The sequence below is a fragment of the Olsenella uli genome (assembly GCF_016899935.1).
GTDB lineage: Bacteria > Actinomycetota > Coriobacteriia > Coriobacteriales > Atopobiaceae > Thermophilibacter > Thermophilibacter uli_B.
On record NZ_JACJJK010000002.1, the window covers coordinates 193459 to 213479 of the forward strand.

Sequence of the window (20021 nt, forward strand, 5' to 3'; positions counted from 1 at the left end):
GCGTTCCAGGAAAAGCTGACCTTGTACCGACCGCTTCCCGGAATCGCCGCCCTTGTTCCGGACAACTCTAGGAATCGTCACCCTTGGCCCAGGCAACTCTAAGAATCGCCAACCTTGCGCAACCGCCGTCTCCTACGAATGCGCAAGGTCGCCGTTTCTTAGAACACCTTGCGACAAGGGCGCCATTTCCCGGAAGCGGCCGGAACAAGGTCGGCAATTCCTGGACGGCACTGGAACAAGGGCGCGCTTTCTCGGAGCGCCCTGCGACAAGGGCGGCGATTCCCGGGGCCGCCCGGAACAAGGTCGGCGATTCGTAGAGTGGGTCGGGACAAGGTCGGCGTTTCCCGGAAGTCCCCCGCCCCAGCCCCGCCCCTCGGTCGACGACTTTTCGGCGTACGCAGCCGGCCCGGCCGGTCCTTCTCGCCCAGCGACTTTTGCGCGCAGCGCAATGAGCTGGGGAGAAGGACCGGCCGGGCCTTACGGGTGGGTATGGCGAGCGCTACCTACTCGTTGTCGCCCGCGGTCATCTGCGTGGCGCTCACGGCGTCGTCGGCGTCGGAGGCGTCACGCCACTTCCAGTCGGTGAACGCCGGGTGGTCGTAGCCGTTGTCGACGGCGAACTGGAAGGCGTCGAGACGGAACTGCTCCCACTCCGCGATCTGGTCGGCCCACTTCTCGGCGTCGACCATGCGCAGCGCGTCGGCGGCCAGCGCCCAGCGGTCCATGTCGTTCACGCGGACCATGTCGAACGGCGTGGTCGTGGAGCCCTGCTCCTTGTAGCCGTGGACGTTGAAGTTGTCGTGGTTCGGACGACCCCAGATGAGGCGGCGGATTGTGCCGGGGTACGCGTGGAACGCAAAGAGGACGGGCTTGTCGGCCGTGAAGAGCTCGACGAACTTCTCGTCGGACATGGCGCGGTCGTTCTCGGAGGCGTTTTGGATGCTGAGCAGATCGACGACGTTGACCAGGCGCACCTTGACGCCGAGCTTGTCGAGCAGGTCGAGCGCGGCCATGGCCTCGCCGGTGGGGACGTCGCCGCAGCAGGCGAGCACGACGTCGGGCTCCTCGCCGTCGGCGGTGTTGGAGGCCCACTTCCACTCGGCGGCACCGGCGGCGAGCTCCTCACGCGCCTCGTCGAGCGTGAGCCACGTCGGCGCGGGCTGCTTGCCGGCGAAGATCGCGTTCACGCAGTTGGTGGACTTGTAGGCGCGCTCGGCGACGGCCAGCAGCAGGTTGGCGTCGGCCGGGTAGTAGATGTTCACCACGTGGTCGTTGTTGAAGTTCTTGTTGAGAAGAACGTCGACGAAGCCGGGGTCCTGGTGGGAGAAGCCGTTGTGGTCCTGGCGCCAGACGTGGCTGGAGAGCAGCATGTTGAGGCCGGAGATCGGAGCACGCCAGTCAATGTGGCGCACGGTCGCCTCGAGCCACTTGCAGTGCTGGTTGACCATGGAGTCGACAATGTGGACGAACGACTCGTAGGAGCTCCAGAGGCCGTTGCGACCAGTGAGGATGTAGCCCTCGAGCAGGCCCTCGCACTGGTGCTCGGAGAGCTGCTCGATAATGTTGCCGACGGGCGAGAGGTGCTCGTCGTTGGCGGGGTCGTCGTAGTCGCCCTCGCCGACGCCGAACCACTGCTTGTCCGTCACCTGGTAGGACGGCTGCAGGCGGTTGGAGGCCGTCTCGTCCGGGCCGAAGATGCGGAAGGACTCGCGGTTGTTGTTGATGAGCTCGGCCGTGTACTCGCCGAGGACGCGCGTGGCCTCCACGGCGCCGAAGCCGTGGCCCTTCTCGGCGACCGGCACCTCGTACTTGCGGGTGTCGGGCAGGGTGAGCTCGTTGCGGATCAGGCCGCCGTTGGCGTTGGGGTTGGCGCCGATGCGCAGCTCGCCCTTGGGCATCCAGTCGTTGACCTCGGGACGGATGGCGCCCTTCTCGTCAAAGAGCTCCTCGGGCTTGTAGGACTCCATCCAGCCCTTGAGGACCTGGAAGTGGGCCTCGGTGTCGCGCGCGGAGGCCAGCGGCACCTGGTGCGCGCGCCAGGAGCCCTCGGTCTTCTTGCCGTCGATCATCTTGGGGCATGTCCAGCCCTTGGGGGTGCGGAAGACGATCATCGGGTAGAACGGGCGCGAGGCCTCGCCGGCGGCGGCGCGACGCTTGATGTCGCAGATCTCGTCGAAGACGGCCTCGAGCAGCGCCGCGAAGCGACGGTGGATCGAGGAGTGGTCCTCGTCGTCGAAGCCGGCGACGAAGTTGTAGGGGTGGTAGCCCATGCCACGGAAGAACTCGTCGCGCTCGGCGTCGGAGATGCGGGCGAGGATCGTGGGGTTGGCGATCTTGTAGCCGTTGAGGTGCAGGATCGGCAGGACGATGCCGTCGGTCAGCGGGTCCATGAACTTGTTGGTCTGCCAGGACGTGGCGAGCGGGCCCGTCTCGGCCTCGCCGTCGCCCACGACGGCCACCGCGAGCAGGCTCGGGTTGTCGAGCACCGCGCCGTAGGCGTGGGAGAGCGTGTAGCCGAGCTCGCCGCCCTCGTGGATGGAGCCGGGGGTCTCGGGCGCGTAGTGGCTGGGGATGCCGCCGGGGTAGGAGAACTGGCGGAAGAACTTCTGGAGGCCGGCCTCGTCGTCGGTGATGTCGGGGCGCACCTCGCGGTAGGTGCCGTCAAGCAGGCTCTGCGCGGTGCCGGCCGGGCCGCCGTGACCGGGGCCCATCAGGAAGATCGCGTTCTGCTGGTGGTCGGCGATGAGGCGGTTCACGTGACCAAAGAGGAAGTTGATGCCCGGCGTGGTGCCCCAGTGGCCCACGAGGCGGTGCTTGACGTCCTCGCGCGAGAAGCCCTCGCGCATGAGCGGGTTGGAGCGGAGGTAAATCTGGCCCACGGAGAGGTAGTTCGCGGTGCGCCAGTAGCGGTCGACGCCCTTGAGCTCCTCCTCGGAGACGGGGCCCTCCATCTTCTTCCACGGGGTTCCGATGACGGGGTTTGCCATGCTGCGTCCCTTCTCTCTGTGGGCACACCTTGTGTCCACATGTTTAGGTTCTGTTTTTACTCGCTCTACATCAGTATAAGACGAAAAATCTTGTACTTCTTGGCTTTTTTGTTTAGCAAGTGTTTAGTAGCGGATTACGCCGATGCGCCCTCCCGGGAACCATCCGGGTGGGGCACGGGTGATGTCTCACCGTACTTGCTTAGTGCGCGCCGCCCTGGCCGTAGTAGGCGTTGGGGCCATGCTTGCGCATGTAGTGCTTGTCCTGCAGGTACTGCGGGGCGGGCTCCACATCGTGGTTCAGCGCCTCGGTGCGCGTGGCCATCTTGGCGACCTCCTCGAGCACCACCGCGTGGTAGACGGCCTGCGCGGCGTCCTTGCCCCACGAGAAGGGCCCGTGGTTGCGCACGAGGACCGCCGGCACGGCCACCGGGTCCATGCCGCGCTCCTCGAAGCCCTCCACGATGACCTTGCCGGTGTTGAGCTCGTAGGCCTCCTCGATCTCGGCCTCGGTGAGCCCACGCATGCAGGGCACGGGACCGTAGAAGTAGTCGGCGTGCGTGGTGCCGTAGGCGGGCACGTCGCGGCCGGCCTGCGCCCAGGACACCGCCCAGGAGGAGTGGGTGTGGACGACGCCGCCGATCTTGTCGCCCCACTTCTGATAGAGATAGGCGTGGGTCGGCGTGTCGGAGGAGGGGTTGAGGTCGCCCTCGACGACCTTGCCCTCCAGGTCGCACACCACCATGGACTCCGGAGAGAGCTCGTCGTAGTCCACGCCGGACGGCTTGATCACAAAGAGGCCGCTCTCACGGTCGAACTCGGAGGCGTTGCCCCAGGTGAAGACCACCAGGCCGTGCTTGGGAAGGTCCATGTTGGCCTCGTAGACCTTCTCGCGAAGCTCCTTGAGCATCATGTTCTGACTCCAGTCTCTCGACGGGGCGGGGGATGCCCCCGCCCCTGCGTGGTGAACTACGCGGTGAAGGCGGCCTCGGCGGCCTTCTCGGCCTCGTTGGCCTTGCGGAACGCGGCCAGGAACGCGCGGTAGCCCTCGACGTCGGCGGCGTCGGGCTCGAGCGTCGTACCCTCCATGTCGGCGAAGACCTTGTTGGTCAGGTAGTCCGCCAGGGACTCCCCCTCCTCGTGGCGCGCCATGTAGGCGGCGGCGACGGCCTGGCCCCAGGCGCCGCCCTCGCCGGCGGTGGCCATGACGGTCACGGGTGCCTCGAGCGCGGCGGCGAGCAGGCTCTGGGCGACCTTCGGCGTCTTGAAGATGCCGCCGTGGCCGTAGAGCTTGTCGATCTTCACGTCCTCTGCGCGCAGGGCCTCGTTGCCGGCGGCCAGCGCCCCGAAGGCGGCCATGATGTTCATGCGCATGAAGTTGGCGATCGAGAAGTTCGCGTTCTGGCCGCGGACCACGAGCGGGTAGCCTGTCTGGACGCCCATGACCGTCTCGCCCGAGATGAACGGGATGGAGACGAGGCCGCCAGCGTCCTTGTCGCCTGCGAGCGCGGCGTTGAAGAGCTTGACGTAGACCTCGCCCTTGTCGAGCTTCTGGCCCATGAGCTCGGAGAAGTCGCAGAGCAGGTCGACCCAGTCGTTGATGTCGGAGGTGCAGTTGTTGCAGTGGACCATCGCCACCGGGTCGCCAACGGGCGTGGTCACGAGGTCGATCTCCGGCACGGTGGCGTCCTTGAGCGCGTGCTCGAGCACGACCATCGAGAAGACCGAGGTGCCCGCAGAGACGTTGCCGGTGCGCGGCGCCACGGAGTTGGTGGCGATCATGCCGGTGCCGGCGTCGCCCTCGGGCGGGCAGAGCGGGCAGCCCGGCTCGAGGTCGCCCTCGGCGTCGAGAAGCGCGGCGCCCTCGGCGGTGAGGTGCCCGGCGCACTCCCCCGCCACCAAGATCTTGGGCAGCAGGTCCTCGACCTTCCAGACCACGCCCTTGGAGGCGACGAGCTCGTCGAACTTGGCGACCATGGCCGCGTCGTAGTCGTGGGTCTCGGAGTCGATCGGGAACATGCCCGAGGCGTCGCCGATCGAGAGGACCTTCTCGCCCGTGAGGCGCCAGTGCGCGTAGCCGGCGAGCGTCGTGAAGAAGGCGATGTGGGGCACGTGCTCCTCGCCGTTCAGGACGGCCTGGTAGATGTGGGAGACGCTCCAGCGCTCGGGCGTATGGAACGCGAAGAGCTCGGAGAGCTCGTGGGCCGCCTGCGTCGTGGTGGTGTTGCGCCAGGTGCGGAACGGCACGAGCAGGTTGCCGTCCGCGTCGAAGGGCAGGTAGCCGTGCATCATGGCGGAGATGCCGAGGGCGCCCACGCGCTTGAGCGTGACGCCGTACTTCTCGGCCACGTCCCGCTTCATGGACGCGTACGCGGCGGCGAGGCCCGCGAAGATCTCGTCGTCACCGTAGGTCCAGTAGCCGTCGACCAGGGAGTTCTCCCAGTCGAAGGCGCCGATGGCGATCGGCTCGTTGTCGGAGCCCACGAGCACCGCCTTTATGCGCGTGGAGCCGTACTCGATGCCCAGCGCGGTGGCGCCGGACTCGATGTCGGCGACGATCTGTTCTTTGGTGAGTGCCATGTTCTCTCCTTGTTACGTGGACGCGGCCGCGACGTGGAAAAGGGGCTGTCCCTTTTCCACGCTAGCGGTAGCAGACCTCGCCGAGCATGAGGTCGCGCTTGAAGTCGCGGATGGTGGTGTCGGCGTCGATGACCACGCTCTCGACGCCCATCGCGTCCGCCCAGTCGACCATCTGGTCGGCCGTGAGGTCGTAGGACATCGCGGTGTGGTGGGCGCCGCCGGCGTAGATCCAGGCCTCGGTGCCGATCTTGAGGTTGGGGCGCGGGGTCCAGAACACGGTGCCGGTGGGCAGCATCGGCATGGGCTTCTCGACCTTCTTGCAGTCGACCTCCTGGATGATCAGGCGGAAGCGGTTGCCGAGGTCGATCAGGGACGTGGCGATGGCCGGGCCGGTCTTGGCGGTGAAGATCAGGCGCGCGGGGTCCTCGCGGTCGCCCATAGAGAGCGGCGTCGCGCGGATGGAGACCGTGCCCTCGGCGACGGACGGGTCGACCTCGGCCATGTGGGACTCGAGGATGCCCTCCTTGCCCGGGACCAGGTTGTAGGTGTAGTCCTCCATGAGGGCGGAGCCCTTGGCGGATGCGTCGCCGGCGGTCATGGCCTTCATGAGGCGCACCATCGCCGGGGTCTTCCAGTCGCCCTCCGGGCCAAAGCCGTAGCCCTTCTGCATGAGGCGCTGGATGGCCAGCGACGGCAGCTGCTTGAGGCCGCCGAGGTCGCCGAAGTGGTCGGAGAAGGCGTTGTAGTTGTGCTCCACGAGGAAGCGCTCGATGCCGATCTCCTGGGCCGCCTGGACCTCCACGTGACGGCGGAACTCCTCGGGGTCGCGGCCGTCGAGCACGAGCTGGTAGGTGTCGTAGTACTCGTCGGTGAGGGCCTTGACCTCGGCCGGCGTGACCGCCTCGACGTAGGGCACGAGCTCGTTCACGGGCCAGGCGTCCACGGTCCAGCCAAAGACCTGCTGCGCCTCGACCTTGTCGCCGTCGGTGACCGCGACGTTGCGCATCGTGTCCGCGAAGCGGCAGACGCGGATGTTGCGGGACTCGTTGACGCCCACCGCCACGCGCATCCACTGGCCGAGCTCGGCGAGGACCGCCTCGTCCTTCCAGTAGCCAAAGACCACCTTGTGGTTCCAGCGCATGCGGGCGAAGATGTGCCCGAGCTCGCGCTCGCCGTGGGCGGCCTGGTTCTCGTTCATGAAGTCCATGTCGATGGTGTCGTACGGGATCTCCTCGTTGTACTGCGTCGCGAACTGGCACAGCGGCTTGCGCAGGTCCGTGAGGCCCGCGATGTAGTTCTTGGACGGGGAGAAGGTGTGCGCCCAGGTGATGATGCCGGCGCACTCGGGGTCCATGTTGGCCTCGTTGAACGTCGCCTTGATCACGTCGCTCGTGAGCAGGTTGGGCTTGAGCACGACCTCGTAGGGGATCTTGTCGGAGGCGTTGAGCGCCGCGACGACCTCGGCGGAGTGCTCGGCGACGTGACGCAGCACCTCGTCTCCGTAGAGGTCCTGGGTGCACGGGCAGAAGTAGAAGCGGTACCTCTTGATCTCAAGCATGCCTTGTCCTTTCCTGAGGCGGGAGGGCGCTCACGCGCCGGTCGAGATGCGCGTGGGCCGCGCGACGCCCCCGTTACCCTTAGACCCCGCCCCGGAAGACCGGGGCGGGGCACGGGGAGGGAAGGGGGACGCCCCGAGGGCGAGGCGTCACCCGGGGAACCGATCCGTCACTCGACCTGCTTCTTGCGGGCCAGGACGATGCTCTGGATGACCAGGAACAGGCAGATCATCGCGGCGACGGTAATCTTGGACCACCAGGCGTCGGAGAAGCCGGCGGAGGAGACGATGTTCTGGATGGTGCCGAGGGACAGCACGCCGAAGAACGTGCCGATGATGTTGCCCACGCCGCCGGAGAGCATCGTGCCGCCGATGATGGACGCCGCGATGGCGTTCATCTCCATGCCGTCGGCGTTGGTGACGGCGCCGGAGGCGGAGTGCATGATGTAGACGTAGCCGGCGATGCCCGCGAGGACGCCGCTGATCAGGTGCGCGAGGAACAGCGAGCGCTTGGTGTTGATGCCGAGCATGAGGGCGCTCTGGCGGTTGCCGCCGAGGGCGTAGAAGCTGCGGCCCAGGCTCGTCCAGCGCAGCAGCACGAAGGCCAGGATCACGAGGATGAGCGCCACGGCGACGCCGATCTCCATGTAGGCCGGCGTGAAGTTGCCGGAGTTGTTGAGCGACCCGAGGAACGGAATCGTGATGCGGGTGTCCTTGAGGGCGAGAAATGCCTCGTTCTGGACGTTGAACGGCTCGGCGTGGATGATCGTGGTCAGGCCGCGCGCGAAGAACATGCCCGCCAGCGTGACGATGAACGGCTGGATCTCCAGATACGCCACCAGGAAGCCCTGGATCACGCCGAACGCGAGGCCGATGCCCAGCGCGATGGCGAGCGCCGTGACGGGGTCGCCGCCCATGTAGTCGAGGTTCACCGCGCAGCACATGGTCACAAGGCCCACGACGCCGCCGACGGAGATGTCGATGCTGCCGCAGATCATGACGATCGAGAGGCCGATGGCCGTGATGATGAGCGACGCGTTGGTGTTGAGGATGTTGAAGAACGTCTGCCACTTCAGGAAGCCCCTGCCCAGGCCAAACATGGCAAAGAGGTACATGAGGGCAAAGACGACGATCGTGATGGTGAGCAGGAGGTTGGTGTCGGTGATGCTGCGCTTGCCGACGGCTTTCTTCTTGAGGTCCGCCATCTTACTTCGCCACCTCCACTTCACTGTTCTTGGGCGCGCGGATCTTCTTCCAGAACGCGGAGAGCTTGGCGCGCACGACCGGGGCGCTCAGCACCACGAGCACGATGACGACGACGGCCTTGTACGCCGGCAGGGCGGCGGAGGCGACGTTGAACTTGTAGAGCGTGGTGGTGAGGAACTGGATGATGTAGGCGCCGAGGATGGAGGAGCCCATGTTGAACTTGCCGCCGGAGAGCGCGTTGCCGCCCAGGGCGACGGCCAGGATGGCGTCCATCTCGATGTCGGCCGCGATCGTCTGGTAGTTGATCGTGTTGAGGCGGCTCACCTTGATGAGGGCGGCGACGGCCACGCACACGCCGAGGATGACGAAGGTCAGCCACTTGATGAACGTGGGGTTGAGGCCGTTCAGGCGAGAGGCCCGCTCGTTGATGCCCACGGACTGGACGTAGAGGCCCAGGCTCGTGAACTTGAGCACGAGGAAGATGATCACGAAGCACGCGATGGCGATGAAGCACGGCGTGGGGATGGGGATCCCGGGGATGAACCCGCCGAAGATGCCGAAGCCGGAGTCGGTCGGGATGATCGGGAGCTGGTTGTTGTTGATCCACGCGGCGATGGAACGGCCGGCCGTGTAGAGGATCAGCGTCGCGACCATCGGCTGGACCTTGAAGATGGCCACCATCACGCCGTTGAAGGCGCCGCAGAGCATGGCCACGAGCACGCCCACCAGAAACGCCACGATGATGGGAACCGCGAGCGTGTCGGGGTGGATGTTGCCGCCGCAGAGCATGGCGAGCATGGCCGAGCCGGCCACGGCGATCGTGGCGCCGACGGAGATGTCCTGCCCGCCGGTGGCCGCCGTGACGAGCGTCATGCCGATCGCCAGGATGGCGAGCTCGGAGCCGTTGTTGAGAATCGAGATGAGCTGGCCCGAGAGAACCGGGTTGCCCGCGCTGTCCTGTCCGAGCGAAATGGCGAAGAACGACGGGTCAGCAATGAGGTTGAACAGCACGAGCGCGAGAAGCGCCGCGATCGGGATGATCATCTGGCTGTGCAGCAGCCGCTTGAAGAAGTTGCCCTCCTTGTTCTTCTCGATCGTCACTTTGCCTCACCTCCCGCGATGGTGCTCATGATCTTGTTCTGGTTGAGGTCGGAGCCCGTGAGCTCGCCCACGACGTGGCGGTCGCGCATGACGACGAGCCTGGAGCAGGTGCGGATCATCTCGTCGAGCTCGGAGGAGATGAACGTGACGCTCATGCCCTCGGAGGCGAGCTGGAGCACCAGCTTCTGGATGTCGACCTTGGTGCCGATGTCGATGCCGCGCGTGGGCTCGTCCAGAATCAGGTAGTCCGGGTGCGTGAAGAGCCAGCGCGCCAGGATGACCTTCTGCTGGTTGCCGCCGGACAGCGACGCGATCGGGGTGTCGGCGGAGGCCGTCTTGATGTCGAGGAGCTTGATGTACTCGTCGGCGATCTTGTAGGTCTCGGCCTTGGAGAAGGGCTTCAGGAAGCCGCGGAGCACCTGCGCCGCGAGGATGATGTTCTCGCGGACGGAGAGGTCGCCGATGATGCCGTCGCCCTTGCGGTCCTCGGGCAGGTAGGCGATGCCGTTTTTCATGGCGTCGAGCGGCTTGGAGATCTTGACGTCCTTGCCGGCCTTCTTGGTCTTGCCGCCCGTCACGTGGTCGGCGCCGAAGATGGCGCGCACGCACTCGGAGCGCCCGGAGCCGAGAAGACCCGTGAAGCCCGTGACCTCGCCCTTCTTGACGTGGAAGTCGAAGGGGTAGACGGCCGCGTTGCTCTTGAGGCCCTCGGCCTCGTAGACGAGCTCGTTGGCGTCCTCGCCGGAGTAGGTGGTGTAGTCGCCCTTGATGTCGGCCATGTCGTCCATCTGCTTGCCGAGCATGGCGGCGACGAGGTCGACGCGCGGCATCTTCTCGATCTCGTACTCGCCGACGAGCTGGCCGTCGCGCATGACCGTGATGCGGTCGCAGATCTCATAGACCTGGTCGAGGAAGTGCGTGACGAAGATGATGCCGACGCCGCGCTCCTTGAGCTGCCGCATCATGCCGAAGAGCTTCTCGACCTCGGACTCGTCGAGCGACGAGGTCGGCTCGTCGAGGATGAGGACCTTGCAGTCCATGTCCACCGCGCGGGCGATGGCCACCATCTGCTGCATGGCGATCGAGCAGCTGCCGAGCTGCTGCTTGGCGCTCACGGGGATGCCGAGGTTCTGGAGGATCTTGTCCGCGTCCGCGTACATCTTCTTCCAGTTCTCGGTCTTCTTGTGGCCGCGGCCGATGTACATGTTCTCCGCCACCGTGAGGTTGGGGCAGAGCGTGATCTCCTGGTACACGGTGGCGATGCCCAGGTCCTGGGCGTCCTGGGGCGAGCGGATGGAGACGGCGCCGTCATGGCCCTCCAGGTAGATGTCACCGCCGTCCTTCTCGTACACGCCGGTCAGAACCTTGATGAGCGTGGACTTGCCCGCGCCGTTCTCGCCCATGAGGGCATGGACCTCGCCCGGGCGGAGCGTGAAGTCGACGTTCTGCAGCGCCTTCACGCCTGGGAAGTACTTGCAGATGCCCCGCATCTCAACAAGATGGTTCTCGTTCACCGGTAGTTCACCTCCTTTAACGGGAAGGGGCGCGGCCCCGACGTTGTATCAGTCGCGTCGCGCCCCTTCGAGCAGTCAATCAGTCACGTGAATAGCTCGCCTGTCGACTTAGATGCCGTTCTCGTCGATGTACTCCTGCGTGACGTTGTCGCAGTCGGCGTAGCCCTCCTCCATGATGATCTTCTTCTCGGTGACCTCACCGCCGGACTCGAGGGTGTTGATGATGTCCAGAATCGTGGAGGCCTGGTAGGGGTTGCACTGACCGTCGTAGTTCCAGTTGCCGGCCATGACCTCCTCGAGGGCCCAGGTGTTGTGGTCGAAGCCCATGATGATGACGTCGCCGTCCTTACCGTGGGTGATGCCGGCGGCGTCGAGGGCGGCCACGGCGCCCTTGGCCATGTCGTCGTTCTCGGCGTAGATGACGTTGAACGGGGTGCCGGCGTCGATCACGGACTGGGTGATCTGCTGGGCGGTCTCGGCGTTCCAGTCGGCGGCCTGCTGGGTCACGAGGTTCCAGCCGTTGGCCTCGACGGCCTTGTCGAGCGCGCCGGTGCGGCCGACCTGGGCGGAGGAGCCCATGACGCCCTGGATGTGGATGATGTTGTACTCGGAGAGGCCCTGGTCGGTCAGCCAGTCAACGGCGGTCTGGCCCTCGGCGTCCATGTCGGAGACGACGGCGGCAACGTAGAGGTCCTCGGGGGCGTCGACGACGCGGTCGAACAGGATCGTCTGGGTACCGGCGTCCTTGGCGTCCTGGAGCGGGGTGTCCCAGCCGGCGGTGTCGGCGGCGGAGACGAGCAGGTACTTCACGCCGTTCTGGATGAACTGCTGCGCGGAGGCGATCTGCTCCTCGTTCTTCATGCTGTAGGCGAACTCGGCCTTGAAGCCGTTCTCCTCAGTGAAGGTCTCCTTCATGTCCTTGTCGTTGGCGGTGCGGTAGCCGGACTCGTTCGGGTCGTTGTTGATGATGCCGACGGAGATGAGCTCGCCGGAGCCGGAATCGCCGCCGTCGGTCGCGGCGTCGCCGCCACCGCCGCCGCAGCCAACGAGAGCGAGCGTGCCACCAGCGAGGCCGGCGCCCTTCAGGAAGTTCCTTCTCGAAATGCTCATGTCCCTTTCCCCTTCCTTTACTGTCTGTCTTACGACAGCCTACTGACCATAAGTAAACAGTGAATCGCATGTTTACTTACTAGCTGAACCCTGCGCGCCCCCATGCGGGCGGGACGCCCCCTCGTGCCTTGCCGCGTCCCGCGTGAGGTCCCCCAGGCCCAAGGCATGCAGGACGACCGGGGCACGGCGTCGTTTCTTCGAATTGTCACTGGCTTAGTTTTACGCCTTGCTTACAGATGGGCACGTTCCTACTCCGCTGAGTGGCCCATATTCGCCTGCAAGCGGATTGTTTAGTAACTGTTTATCCCAATTTCGGCGCTTTTTTGAGGAATTGTTTAGATGTGTTTACATCCGAGAGGCCCTCTGGTTGGCCTTCCAGATGCTCCAGAGCCCACGGAGGGTCAGCGTCTCGTCGACCGCCACCTCGTGCCTGAGCAGGCGCGCCATGTCCCGGGCGCCGTCGCCGGTCAGGACCACCGGCGCGGGCTCCCCCATCTCGTCGGCGATGGCGTCGAGGAGGCCGTCGATCCGCGCGACCTCGCCGAGCACCACGCCCGACTCCATGGCGGCGCGCGTGTTTCGGCCGATCACGGTCGCCGGCGCGCGGAGCTCGATCATGGGCAGGCGCGCGGCGGCGGCGTTGAGCGAGCGGGCACCGAGCGCGGCGCCGGGCGCGATGATGCCGCCGAGAAACGCCCCCGTGCCGTCAACGACCTCGAAGTTCGTGGTCGTCCCGAGGTCGACCACCACCACGGGCGACCCGTAGCGCTCGCGCGCGGCCACGACGTCCGCCACGCGGTCGGCCCCGATCTCGGCCGGGTCGTCGTAGCGCATGCGCACGCCGCTCCTGAGCCCGGGCCCCACGACGAGCGGCCGCGACCCGCACGCGCGGGCGAGCGCCTCGCGCCAGGCGTCGGAGAGGGGCGGGACCACGCAGCCGAGGATGGCCCCGTCGAGCGGGGCCCCGTCGAGCGCGCCCCTGACCTGGAGCCAGGCCTCGTCCGAGGTGAGGCGGTCGGGCGTGGTGAAGCCCCAGGCGCCCGTGAGGCGGCCTCCCGCGAACAGCCCCAGCCGCGTCACCGTGTTGCCGACGTCGACGGTCAGCACGCTCTTCTCGGCGGTGTCTGTCATGGGGCCTCCGAAACTCGTCGTTCTTCTCGCGCGTTCTCTATATATACTGTATCAGTCCATGCCGTAACCCGACTCCCCGTCCGGGGGAGCGGATATACGAAGGAGCACATATGAGCGAGCAGAGCTCTCGCGCCTCGTGGCGCGGGCAGCTGAGCCCCGCTGGCATCGCCATCGGGTGCGTCGGCTGCGTCATCATCACGGCCTCGTCGGTCTACACCGCCCTCAAGATGGGCGCGCTGCCGTGGCCCACCATCTTCACCTCCATCGTCGCGCTGTTCTTGCTGCGGGCCTTCGGGCACCGGAGCCTCAACGAGGCCAACGTCACGCAGATTGTGATGTCGGCCGGCTCCATGGTGGCCGGCGGCCTCGCGTTCACCATTCCCGGCATCTGGATGCTCGGCCTCGCCGACGAGGTGAGCTGGGTCGAGATGCTGGCCGTGGCGCTGGCCGGCACGCTGCTGGGCCTCGTGTGCACGGCGGCGATCAGGCGGCGCTTCGTTGACGAGTCCGACCTGGAGTACCCCATCGGCACGGCGGCGGCCGAGACTCTCATGGCCACCAAGACGGGCGGCGTCACCGGCAGGCGGCTCTTCGGGTCCATGGGCCTGGCGGGCCTGTGGTGCGTGGCGCGCGACGCGCTGGGCTGGATGCCCTCGCTCGTGGCGCAGCTGCCGATCCCCGGCGTAAGCTTTGCGATCTACAACTCCCCGCAGATGCTCTCCGTGGGCTTTCTGGTGGGCGGCTTTGCCGTGGCGTTCTGGTTCCTCGGCGCGCTCGTGGGCAACTTCGGCGTCATCGTGGGGGGCTCGGCGGCCGGCCTCTGGGACGTGGCGACGGCGCAGGGCATCGTGTCCAGCCTGGGCATGGGACTCATGATGGGCTCCGGCGCGGGCGTGGTCCTGAAGGACATCCTCCCGCACGCAACGGGGCTGCTGCGCGGGCGCGGGGCGCTCTCCGGCGAGCGCTCGCGGCGCGGGCGGCTCGACTTTGGCGTGCTCGCGCTCATGGTGGCCGCAGCGGCGCTGCTCGTCTGCATCGCGCTCGGACTGGGGCCGGTCGTGGCGGTGGTCGTGGTGCTGCTCTCCTTTGTGACCACGATTATGAGCGCGCAGTCGGTGGGCCAGACGGGCATCGACCCGATGGAGATCTTCGGGCTGATCGTGCTGCTCGCCGTTGCCGCGTTCTCCGACGCGAGCCAGGTGCAGCTCTTCTACGTGGCGGGCGTCGTGGCCGTGGCGTGCGGCCTGGCCGGCGACGTCATGAGCGACTTCAAGACGGGCGCGATCATCGGGACGAGCCCGCGCGCGATGTGGGTGGGCCAGGCCATCGGCGCGCTGCTCGGGACCGTCGTGGCCGTGGCCGTGCTGGTAACGCTGTTCGCCGCGTACGGGCCGGGCGCGTTCGGCTCGGGCCAGATGTTCGTCTCCGCCCAGGCGAGCGTGGTCGCGACGATGGTCTCGGGCATCCCGAGCGTGCCGGGGTTCGTGATCGGGCTTCTCGGCGGCATCGTGCTCTACTGGGCCGGGCTGCCGGCCATGATGTTTGGCCTCGGCGTCTACCTGCCGTTCTACATGTCGCTCACGGCCGCGCTCGGCGCCGGCGTCAAGTGGGTCTACGACCGCGTGTGCGCGGCGCGCGGCGTGGGCGACGCCGAGGAGAAGGGGGTCGTCGTGGCCTCCGGCGTGCTGGGGGGCGAGTCGATCGTTGGTGTGGTGATCGCGCTGGCGTCCGTGATCGGCGGGCTCGCGGGATAGCGCGGGCTCACGCGTAGCGGCGGGCCGTCGAGACCGCCTCGGCGAGGTACCAGCCGCCGAAGAGGACGCAGTGCAGGAGCAGCGGGGCCAGCTGATGGAGGCCCACGCGCTCCTGCCAGCCGTCCGCGAGCGGCGAGGTCTCGTCGTAGCCCCGCAGCACGTCGTCGAGGAAGGGATAGCCGAAGAGCGCGAGCATGGCCAGGTCCGTCTCGGCGTGGCCACCGTAGGCCATCGGGTCGATGAGGACGCCGCCCGTGGGCGCCGACGGGTCGGCGTCCCAGAGGACGTTGCCGGCCCAGAGGTCCCCGTGCAGGCGGGCGCAGGGCGCGCCCGCCTCGCGCACGAGCGCCGGCTGCGGGGCGTCGAACTGCCCCGACGCGAGGCGCGCGGAGACGCGCTCGAAGAGACGCAGCTCGGAGGGGCCGAAGTCGCCCTGGTCGACGAGGGTCCGCACGTAGTTCATGACGCGGTGCTCGGCGAAGAAGGCGCCCCAGGTCGCGGACGCGTCCTCGCGCGCAACGTAGGGCGTGCGGGCACGGCCGCACCAGGGATCACCGTTCCAGCCGTCCGGCACACAGCCGTACCACGGCGCGCCTGCAGCATGCAGGCGCGCCAGCCCGGCGCCAATGCGCCGGGCCGCCGCTGCGGACGGGACGCCCGTCGCGACGCGCTCCTCCACGAGCTCGTCGGGAGACACGCGCAGCACGCGGACGACGCGGATGCCCCCTGCGGGCTCCGCCTCCGCGAGCCAGCGCAGGGCCGCCGCCTCCCCGGGCAGGTTGTCCCCGAACCCCGCCGTCTTCACGAACGTCTCTTCCATGTCTCCCCCTACGATGCAAAACCGGCGCTCGTGTGATATTTTGCCCGTCCCGAGTGCAAAACTCTTCTTCGTGTGATGCGAATTTCCTCTCAGAGCGGCACATCGATTTTTCAAGTTCACGTTTGCGCAGGATTGCGTATTAAGATTCGAATCACTTTCACATTTTGCCGCAAAACCCCATCACGCGAGAGACCGTTTTGCAGCCGAGGCGGTCGAAACATCACACGAAGGAGCGTTTTGCAAGCCCGGGCCCCTCCTCGCGCCCCAGTCGCCCCGCAGCCGCCCACACGCTAGAATTGCCTCACGCAGTCGCACCCGAAAGGACACCCATGGCCGGCATCAACTACCAGACCGCGCGCTTCGAGGCCTCGTACGGCACCGTGGCGCAGCTCCCCGCCTCCACCACACCCGAGGTCGCGGTGGCGGGACGCTCCAACGTGGGCAAGTCCTCGCTGCTCAACAAGCTGTTCGGGCGGAAGGGCCTGGTGAAGGTCTCGGCCACGCCGGGCAAGACCGCCAACATCAACTTCTTCGAGGTGGACGGCATCCGCTTTGTCGACCTGCCGGGATACGGCTTTGCCAGGGTCTCGCAGAAGGAGAAGCAGCGCTGGGCGGACCTCATATCCGGCTACTTTGCGCAGGAGCGCAGCTTCAACCTGGTGATCGCACTCGTGGACATCCGTCACGACGCGCAGCGCCTGGACCATGAGATGGTGGGCTTCCTGCAGCAGAGCGAGCTGCCCTTCGTGGTGGCACTCACCAAGGCGGACAAGCTCGGCCGCTCCAAGCAGGCACAGCAGGCGGCCGCCATCGCGCGCCAGCTGGGCATCGGGCGCGACCAGGTGATCGTCACGTCCTCCGAGACCGGCCAGGGCATCGACGACCTCCGCCGCCGCATCGCCGAGGCGTGCCTTTAAGCGCGGGACGCACCGAACGGCCTTCTACGCCAGCACGCCCAGGTGCTCGAGCAGCACCTTGAGGCCAATCAGGATGAGCACGACGCCGCCCACCACGCTCGCGGGCTTCTCGTAGCGCGCGCCGAAGAAGTGCCCCACCGCCACGCCGGCAAACGAGAGCGCAAACGTGATCACGCCGATGAGCGACACCGTGAGCACGATGTCAACGTTGAGCGCCGCAAACGAGATGCCCGCCGCGAGCGCGTCGATCGAGGTGGCCACCGCCAGCACGAGGAACTCGCGCAGGTCGATGCCGCTCGTATCCCCGGCCCCGCAGTCGCAGCCGCCTGCCTCGCCGTCCTTCTCGCCCTCCTCGTGAACCGCCTCCCAGAGCATCTTGCCACCGATGAAGGCGAGCAGCGCAAACGCCACCCAGTGGTCGACCGGCCCGATGAGCCACATGAACTGGCTGCCGAGCGCCCAGCCGATAAGCGGCATCAGGGCCTGGAAGCCGCCGAAGAAGAACGCCAGCACCGCAGCCGTGCGCAGGTTGAGCCGACGCATCCCCAGGCCCCGGCAGATGGAGACGGCAAACGCGTCCATCGAAAGCCCCACGGCTATGAGCAGCAGCTCGGCGATTCCCATGTCGTCTCCCCTCTCCGGCCGACGGCACAAGAGAAGTTACCACAGGATCGGGGAAGCAGGGCTTGGCGCTCCCCCTACCGGCGATTAGCATACACTGGCTCAGCGCTTCTCGGTAAAACGCGGGAAGAACTTTCAGGTTCACACATCCAGTGTATGCTAATTATTTGCGCCCTAACGATTGGCACAGCAACCCGGAGCAACCTGCGGCCCACATCTGTTACCAGCATGAAAACCGCCTTGCGCTCCACTGCGCTAAAGCGTATATTCGACCGTGCACTTTAGTTGAGTAAAGTACCACCCGCCGAGAAGAACCTCGTGAAAGGATCACCCATGTTGAACAGAAGGTCGTTCATCTCCCTCGCCGCCGCCGGCCTCTCCTCCGTCGCGCTCGTCGGCTGCGGCGGTGCACCCGCCACCAGCGACGATGCCGAGCCCGCCGCCGACGCCACGTCCGGAACCGTCGACACCGGCGCCGCCTCCACCGGCAAGCTCATCGTGGGCTTCGACTCCTCCTACCCGCCCTACGGCTATGTGGGCGACGACGGCGAGTACACCGGCTTTGACCTGGACCTCGCCCAGGAGGTGGCCGCCCGCAACGACTGGGAGGTCCAGCTCGAGCCCGTGGACTGGGACGCCAAGGACACCATGCTCGACAGCGGCGCCATCAACTGCATCTGGAACGGCTTCACGATGGAGGGTCGCGAGGACGACTACACCTTCTCCGAGCCGTACATGATCAACGGCCAGGTCGTCGTCGTGCGCGCCGATTCCGGCATCACGAGCTTCGACGACCTCGCGGGCAAGGCCGTGATCACGCAAGTCGACTCCGCCGCCTACAACGTGCTCGCCGGCGACGACGCCACCCAGGCCGACCTTGCCGCCACCTTCGGCAGCCTCGAGACCATCGGCGACTACAACACCGCCTTCATGCAGCTCGAGTCCGGCGCCGTGGACGCCGTGGCCTGTGACCTCTCCATCTCCGCCTACCAGCTCGCCGCCAAGCCCGACGCCTACGTCCAGCTGGACGAGTTCCTCTCCGAGGAGCACTACGCCGTGGGCTTCAAGAAGGGTGACGACGCCACCGCCGCCACGGTCACCGACACCCTCCGCGCCATGGACGAGGACGGCTTCGTGGCCGACCTTTGCGACAAGTACGCCGCCGACGGCATCTCCTACGACAACTGGTGCCTCGCGTAGTTGTCTAAAAGGGGTCTGACCCTTTTAGACAACTTTGCAGGAAGGGAACGCCGTGGATCTTCTCACCATGACCGGCATGCTCTCCGAGGGATTCCTCGTGAGCCTTCAGATCTTCGCACTCACGCTGCTGGGGTCGCTGCCGCTCGGCATGCTCGTGGCCTTCGCGCGCATGAGCCGCTTCAAGCCGCTCGCGCTTCTCGCCCGCCTGTACATCTCGATCATGCGCGGCACCCCGCTCATGCTGCAGATGTTTGCCATCTACTTCGTGCCGTACTACGTCTTTGGCATCCGCCTCACCACGGACAGCAAGTGGTACGCCACAATCGTGGCCTTCATCGTCAACTACGCGGCCTACTTCGCGGAGATCTACCGCTCCGGCATCCAGTCAATCCCGCGCGGCCAGCACGAGGCCGCCGAGGTCCTGGGCTACTCGCGCGCGCAGACGTTCGTGCGCATCGTGCTGCCGCAGGTGGTCAAGCGCATCATGCCCGCCATGACCAACGAGGTCATCACGCTGGTCAAAGACACGTCGCTGGCCTTCTCCATCGGCGTCATCGAGATGTTCACCGTGGCCAAGCAGCTCGTGGCGAGCCAGGTCTCCATGCTGCCCTTTGCCATCGCGGCGGCGTTCTACTGGGTCTTCAACCTGCTCATCGACTTCGTCGCCGGGCGCATCGAGAGAAAGCTGAGCTACTACCATGACTAGCGCTCGCACAGCCGAGAAGGACACGGCCGAGAAGAACGTCGGCTCCGCGCGCCCCGTGGTCAGCCTCGCGCACGCGCGCAAGAGCTTCGGCGACGTGGAGGTCCTGCACGACATCTCGCTCTCCGTGGCGCCCGGCGAGGTCGTGGCTATCATCGGCCCGTCCGGCGGCGGCAAGTCCACGCTGCTGCGCTGCCTTACGCTGCTCGAACGCCTCGACGGCGGCGACCTCTCCTACGAGAACGTCACGGTCGCCCGCAGCGGTGCGTATGGCGACAAGAACGTCCTGGCTGCGGCGCGCGCCCGCTTTGGCCTCGTATTCCAGAACTACAACCTATTCCCGCACTTCTCGGTGCTGCGCAATGTGATGGACGCACCCGTGTGCGTGCAGAGGCGCGGCCGCGCCGAGGCGGAGGCGGAGGCCCGGGCGCTCCTGGCCAAGATGGGCCTCTCAGGCAACGAGGACAAGGTGCCCTGCCAGCTCTCCGGCGGCCAGCAGCAGCGTGCGAGCATCGCCCGGGCGCTGGCCATGCATCCCGACATCGTCTACTTCGACGAGCCCACAAGCGCACTCGACCCCGAGCTCACGGCCGAGGTCCTGCGCGTGATCAAGGAGCTCGCCGCAGAGAACATGACGCTCGTGATCGTGACGCACGAGATGGGATTTGCGCGCGAGGTCGCGGACCGCGTGATCTTCATGGACGGCGGTGTGATCGTGGAGGAAGGCCCGGCCGAGCAGGTCATCGATCACCCACGCGAGGAGCGCACCCGCGCCTTCCTCGCCCAGCGCGAGACTTGCTAAAAAGGGGTCAGACCCCTTTTTAG

Annotated in this window: 16 protein-coding genes; 5 read left to right on the plus strand and 11 right to left on the minus strand. The window is 66.6% G+C overall.

What is annotated here, in order from left to right; translation table 11 throughout:
- Window positions 1–503: 503 nt before the first annotated feature.
- From H6A07_RS02655 to H6A07_RS02695, 9 genes are all read right to left on the minus strand, one after another.
- Entirely contained in the window at window positions 504–2987 is a 2484-nt protein-coding gene (locus H6A07_RS02655) for a phosphoketolase (protein WP_204813154.1), read from the minus strand.
- 199 nt (window positions 2988–3186) lie between these two features.
- Window positions 3187–3897, minus strand: a complete 711-nt coding sequence (locus H6A07_RS02660; protein ID WP_204813156.1) for an L-ribulose-5-phosphate 4-epimerase — start codon at window positions 3895–3897, stop codon at window positions 3187–3189.
- 56 nt (window positions 3898–3953) lie between these two features.
- On the minus strand, window positions 3954–5564 hold the full coding sequence (locus H6A07_RS02665; protein WP_204813158.1) for a xylulokinase: 1611 nt from the start codon (window positions 5562–5564) through the stop codon (window positions 3954–3956).
- Window positions 5565–5625: 61 nt separating this feature from the next.
- Window positions 5626–7122, minus strand: a complete 1497-nt coding sequence (gene araA, locus H6A07_RS02670; protein ID WP_204813160.1) for an L-arabinose isomerase — start codon at window positions 7120–7122, stop codon at window positions 5626–5628.
- A gap of 167 nt (window positions 7123–7289) precedes the next feature.
- Window positions 7290–8324 (minus strand): ABC transporter permease subunit, encoded by a 1035-nt coding sequence (locus H6A07_RS02675; protein WP_204813162.1) that lies wholly within the window; start codon window positions 8322–8324, stop codon window positions 7290–7292.
- Window position 8325: 1 nt separating this feature from the next.
- Window positions 8326–9426, minus strand: a complete 1101-nt coding sequence (locus H6A07_RS02680; protein ID WP_342636543.1) for an ABC transporter permease — start codon at window positions 9424–9426, stop codon at window positions 8326–8328.
- Window positions 9423–10940: an ATP-binding cassette domain-containing protein gene (locus tag H6A07_RS02685; protein ID WP_204813164.1), complete on the minus strand. Its 1518-nt coding sequence runs from the start codon at window positions 10938–10940 to the stop codon at window positions 9423–9425. The genes H6A07_RS02680 and H6A07_RS02685 overlap by 4 nt, the downstream gene beginning before the upstream one ends.
- Window positions 10941–11048: 108 nt before the next feature.
- Window positions 11049–12050 (minus strand): substrate-binding domain-containing protein, encoded by a 1002-nt coding sequence (locus H6A07_RS02690; RefSeq protein WP_204813166.1) that lies wholly within the window; start codon window positions 12048–12050, stop codon window positions 11049–11051.
- Window positions 12051–12395: 345 nt separating this feature from the next.
- Window positions 12396–13181 carry a type III pantothenate kinase gene (locus tag H6A07_RS02695; protein WP_204813168.1) on the minus strand — a complete coding sequence of 262 codons (786 nt, stop codon included), beginning with the start codon at window positions 13179–13181 and terminating at the stop codon, window positions 12396–12398.
- 110 nt (window positions 13182–13291) lie between these two features.
- On the opposite strand from H6A07_RS02695, the gene H6A07_RS02700 reads away from it, so the two are divergent.
- Entirely contained in the window at window positions 13292–14935 is a 1644-nt protein-coding gene (locus H6A07_RS02700) for an OPT/YSL family transporter (RefSeq protein ID WP_204813170.1), read from the plus strand.
- Between the two features lie 7 nt (window positions 14936–14942).
- Here the strand turns inward: H6A07_RS02700 and H6A07_RS02705 are convergent, their stop codons facing one another.
- Entirely contained in the window at window positions 14943–15875 is a 933-nt protein-coding gene (locus H6A07_RS02705; RefSeq protein WP_342636544.1) for a fructosamine kinase family protein, read from the minus strand.
- A gap of 209 nt (window positions 15876–16084) precedes the next feature.
- On the opposite strand from H6A07_RS02705, the gene yihA reads away from it, so the two are divergent.
- A complete protein-coding gene (gene yihA / locus H6A07_RS02710) occupies window positions 16085–16672 on the plus strand; it encodes a ribosome biogenesis GTP-binding protein YihA/YsxC (protein ID WP_204813174.1) in 588 nt (195 codons plus the stop codon).
- 24 nt (window positions 16673–16696) lie between these two features.
- Here the strand turns inward: yihA and H6A07_RS02715 are convergent, their stop codons facing one another.
- Window positions 16697–17296 carry a manganese efflux pump MntP gene (locus tag H6A07_RS02715; RefSeq protein WP_204813176.1) on the minus strand — a complete coding sequence of 200 codons (600 nt, stop codon included), beginning with the start codon at window positions 17294–17296 and terminating at the stop codon, window positions 16697–16699.
- A 330-nt stretch (window positions 17297–17626) separates the two neighbouring features.
- On the opposite strand from H6A07_RS02715, the gene H6A07_RS02720 reads away from it, so the two are divergent.
- From H6A07_RS02720 to H6A07_RS02730, 3 genes are read left to right on the plus strand one after another with little or no spacing between them, the layout of a single operon-like run.
- The gene (locus tag H6A07_RS02720; RefSeq protein WP_204813178.1) at window positions 17627–18493 is read left to right on the plus strand and encodes a transporter substrate-binding domain-containing protein; all 867 of its coding nucleotides are present in this window, start codon (window positions 17627–17629) and stop codon (window positions 18491–18493) included.
- A gap of 52 nt (window positions 18494–18545) precedes the next feature.
- Window positions 18546–19199, plus strand: a complete 654-nt coding sequence (locus H6A07_RS02725; RefSeq protein WP_342636545.1) for an amino acid ABC transporter permease — start codon at window positions 18546–18548, stop codon at window positions 19197–19199.
- On the plus strand, window positions 19192–19998 hold the full coding sequence (locus tag H6A07_RS02730) for an amino acid ABC transporter ATP-binding protein (RefSeq protein ID WP_239471004.1): 807 nt from the start codon (window positions 19192–19194) through the stop codon (window positions 19996–19998). Before H6A07_RS02725 ends, H6A07_RS02730 begins: the two co-directional genes overlap by 8 nt.
- Window positions 19999–20021: the final 23 nt, after the last annotated feature.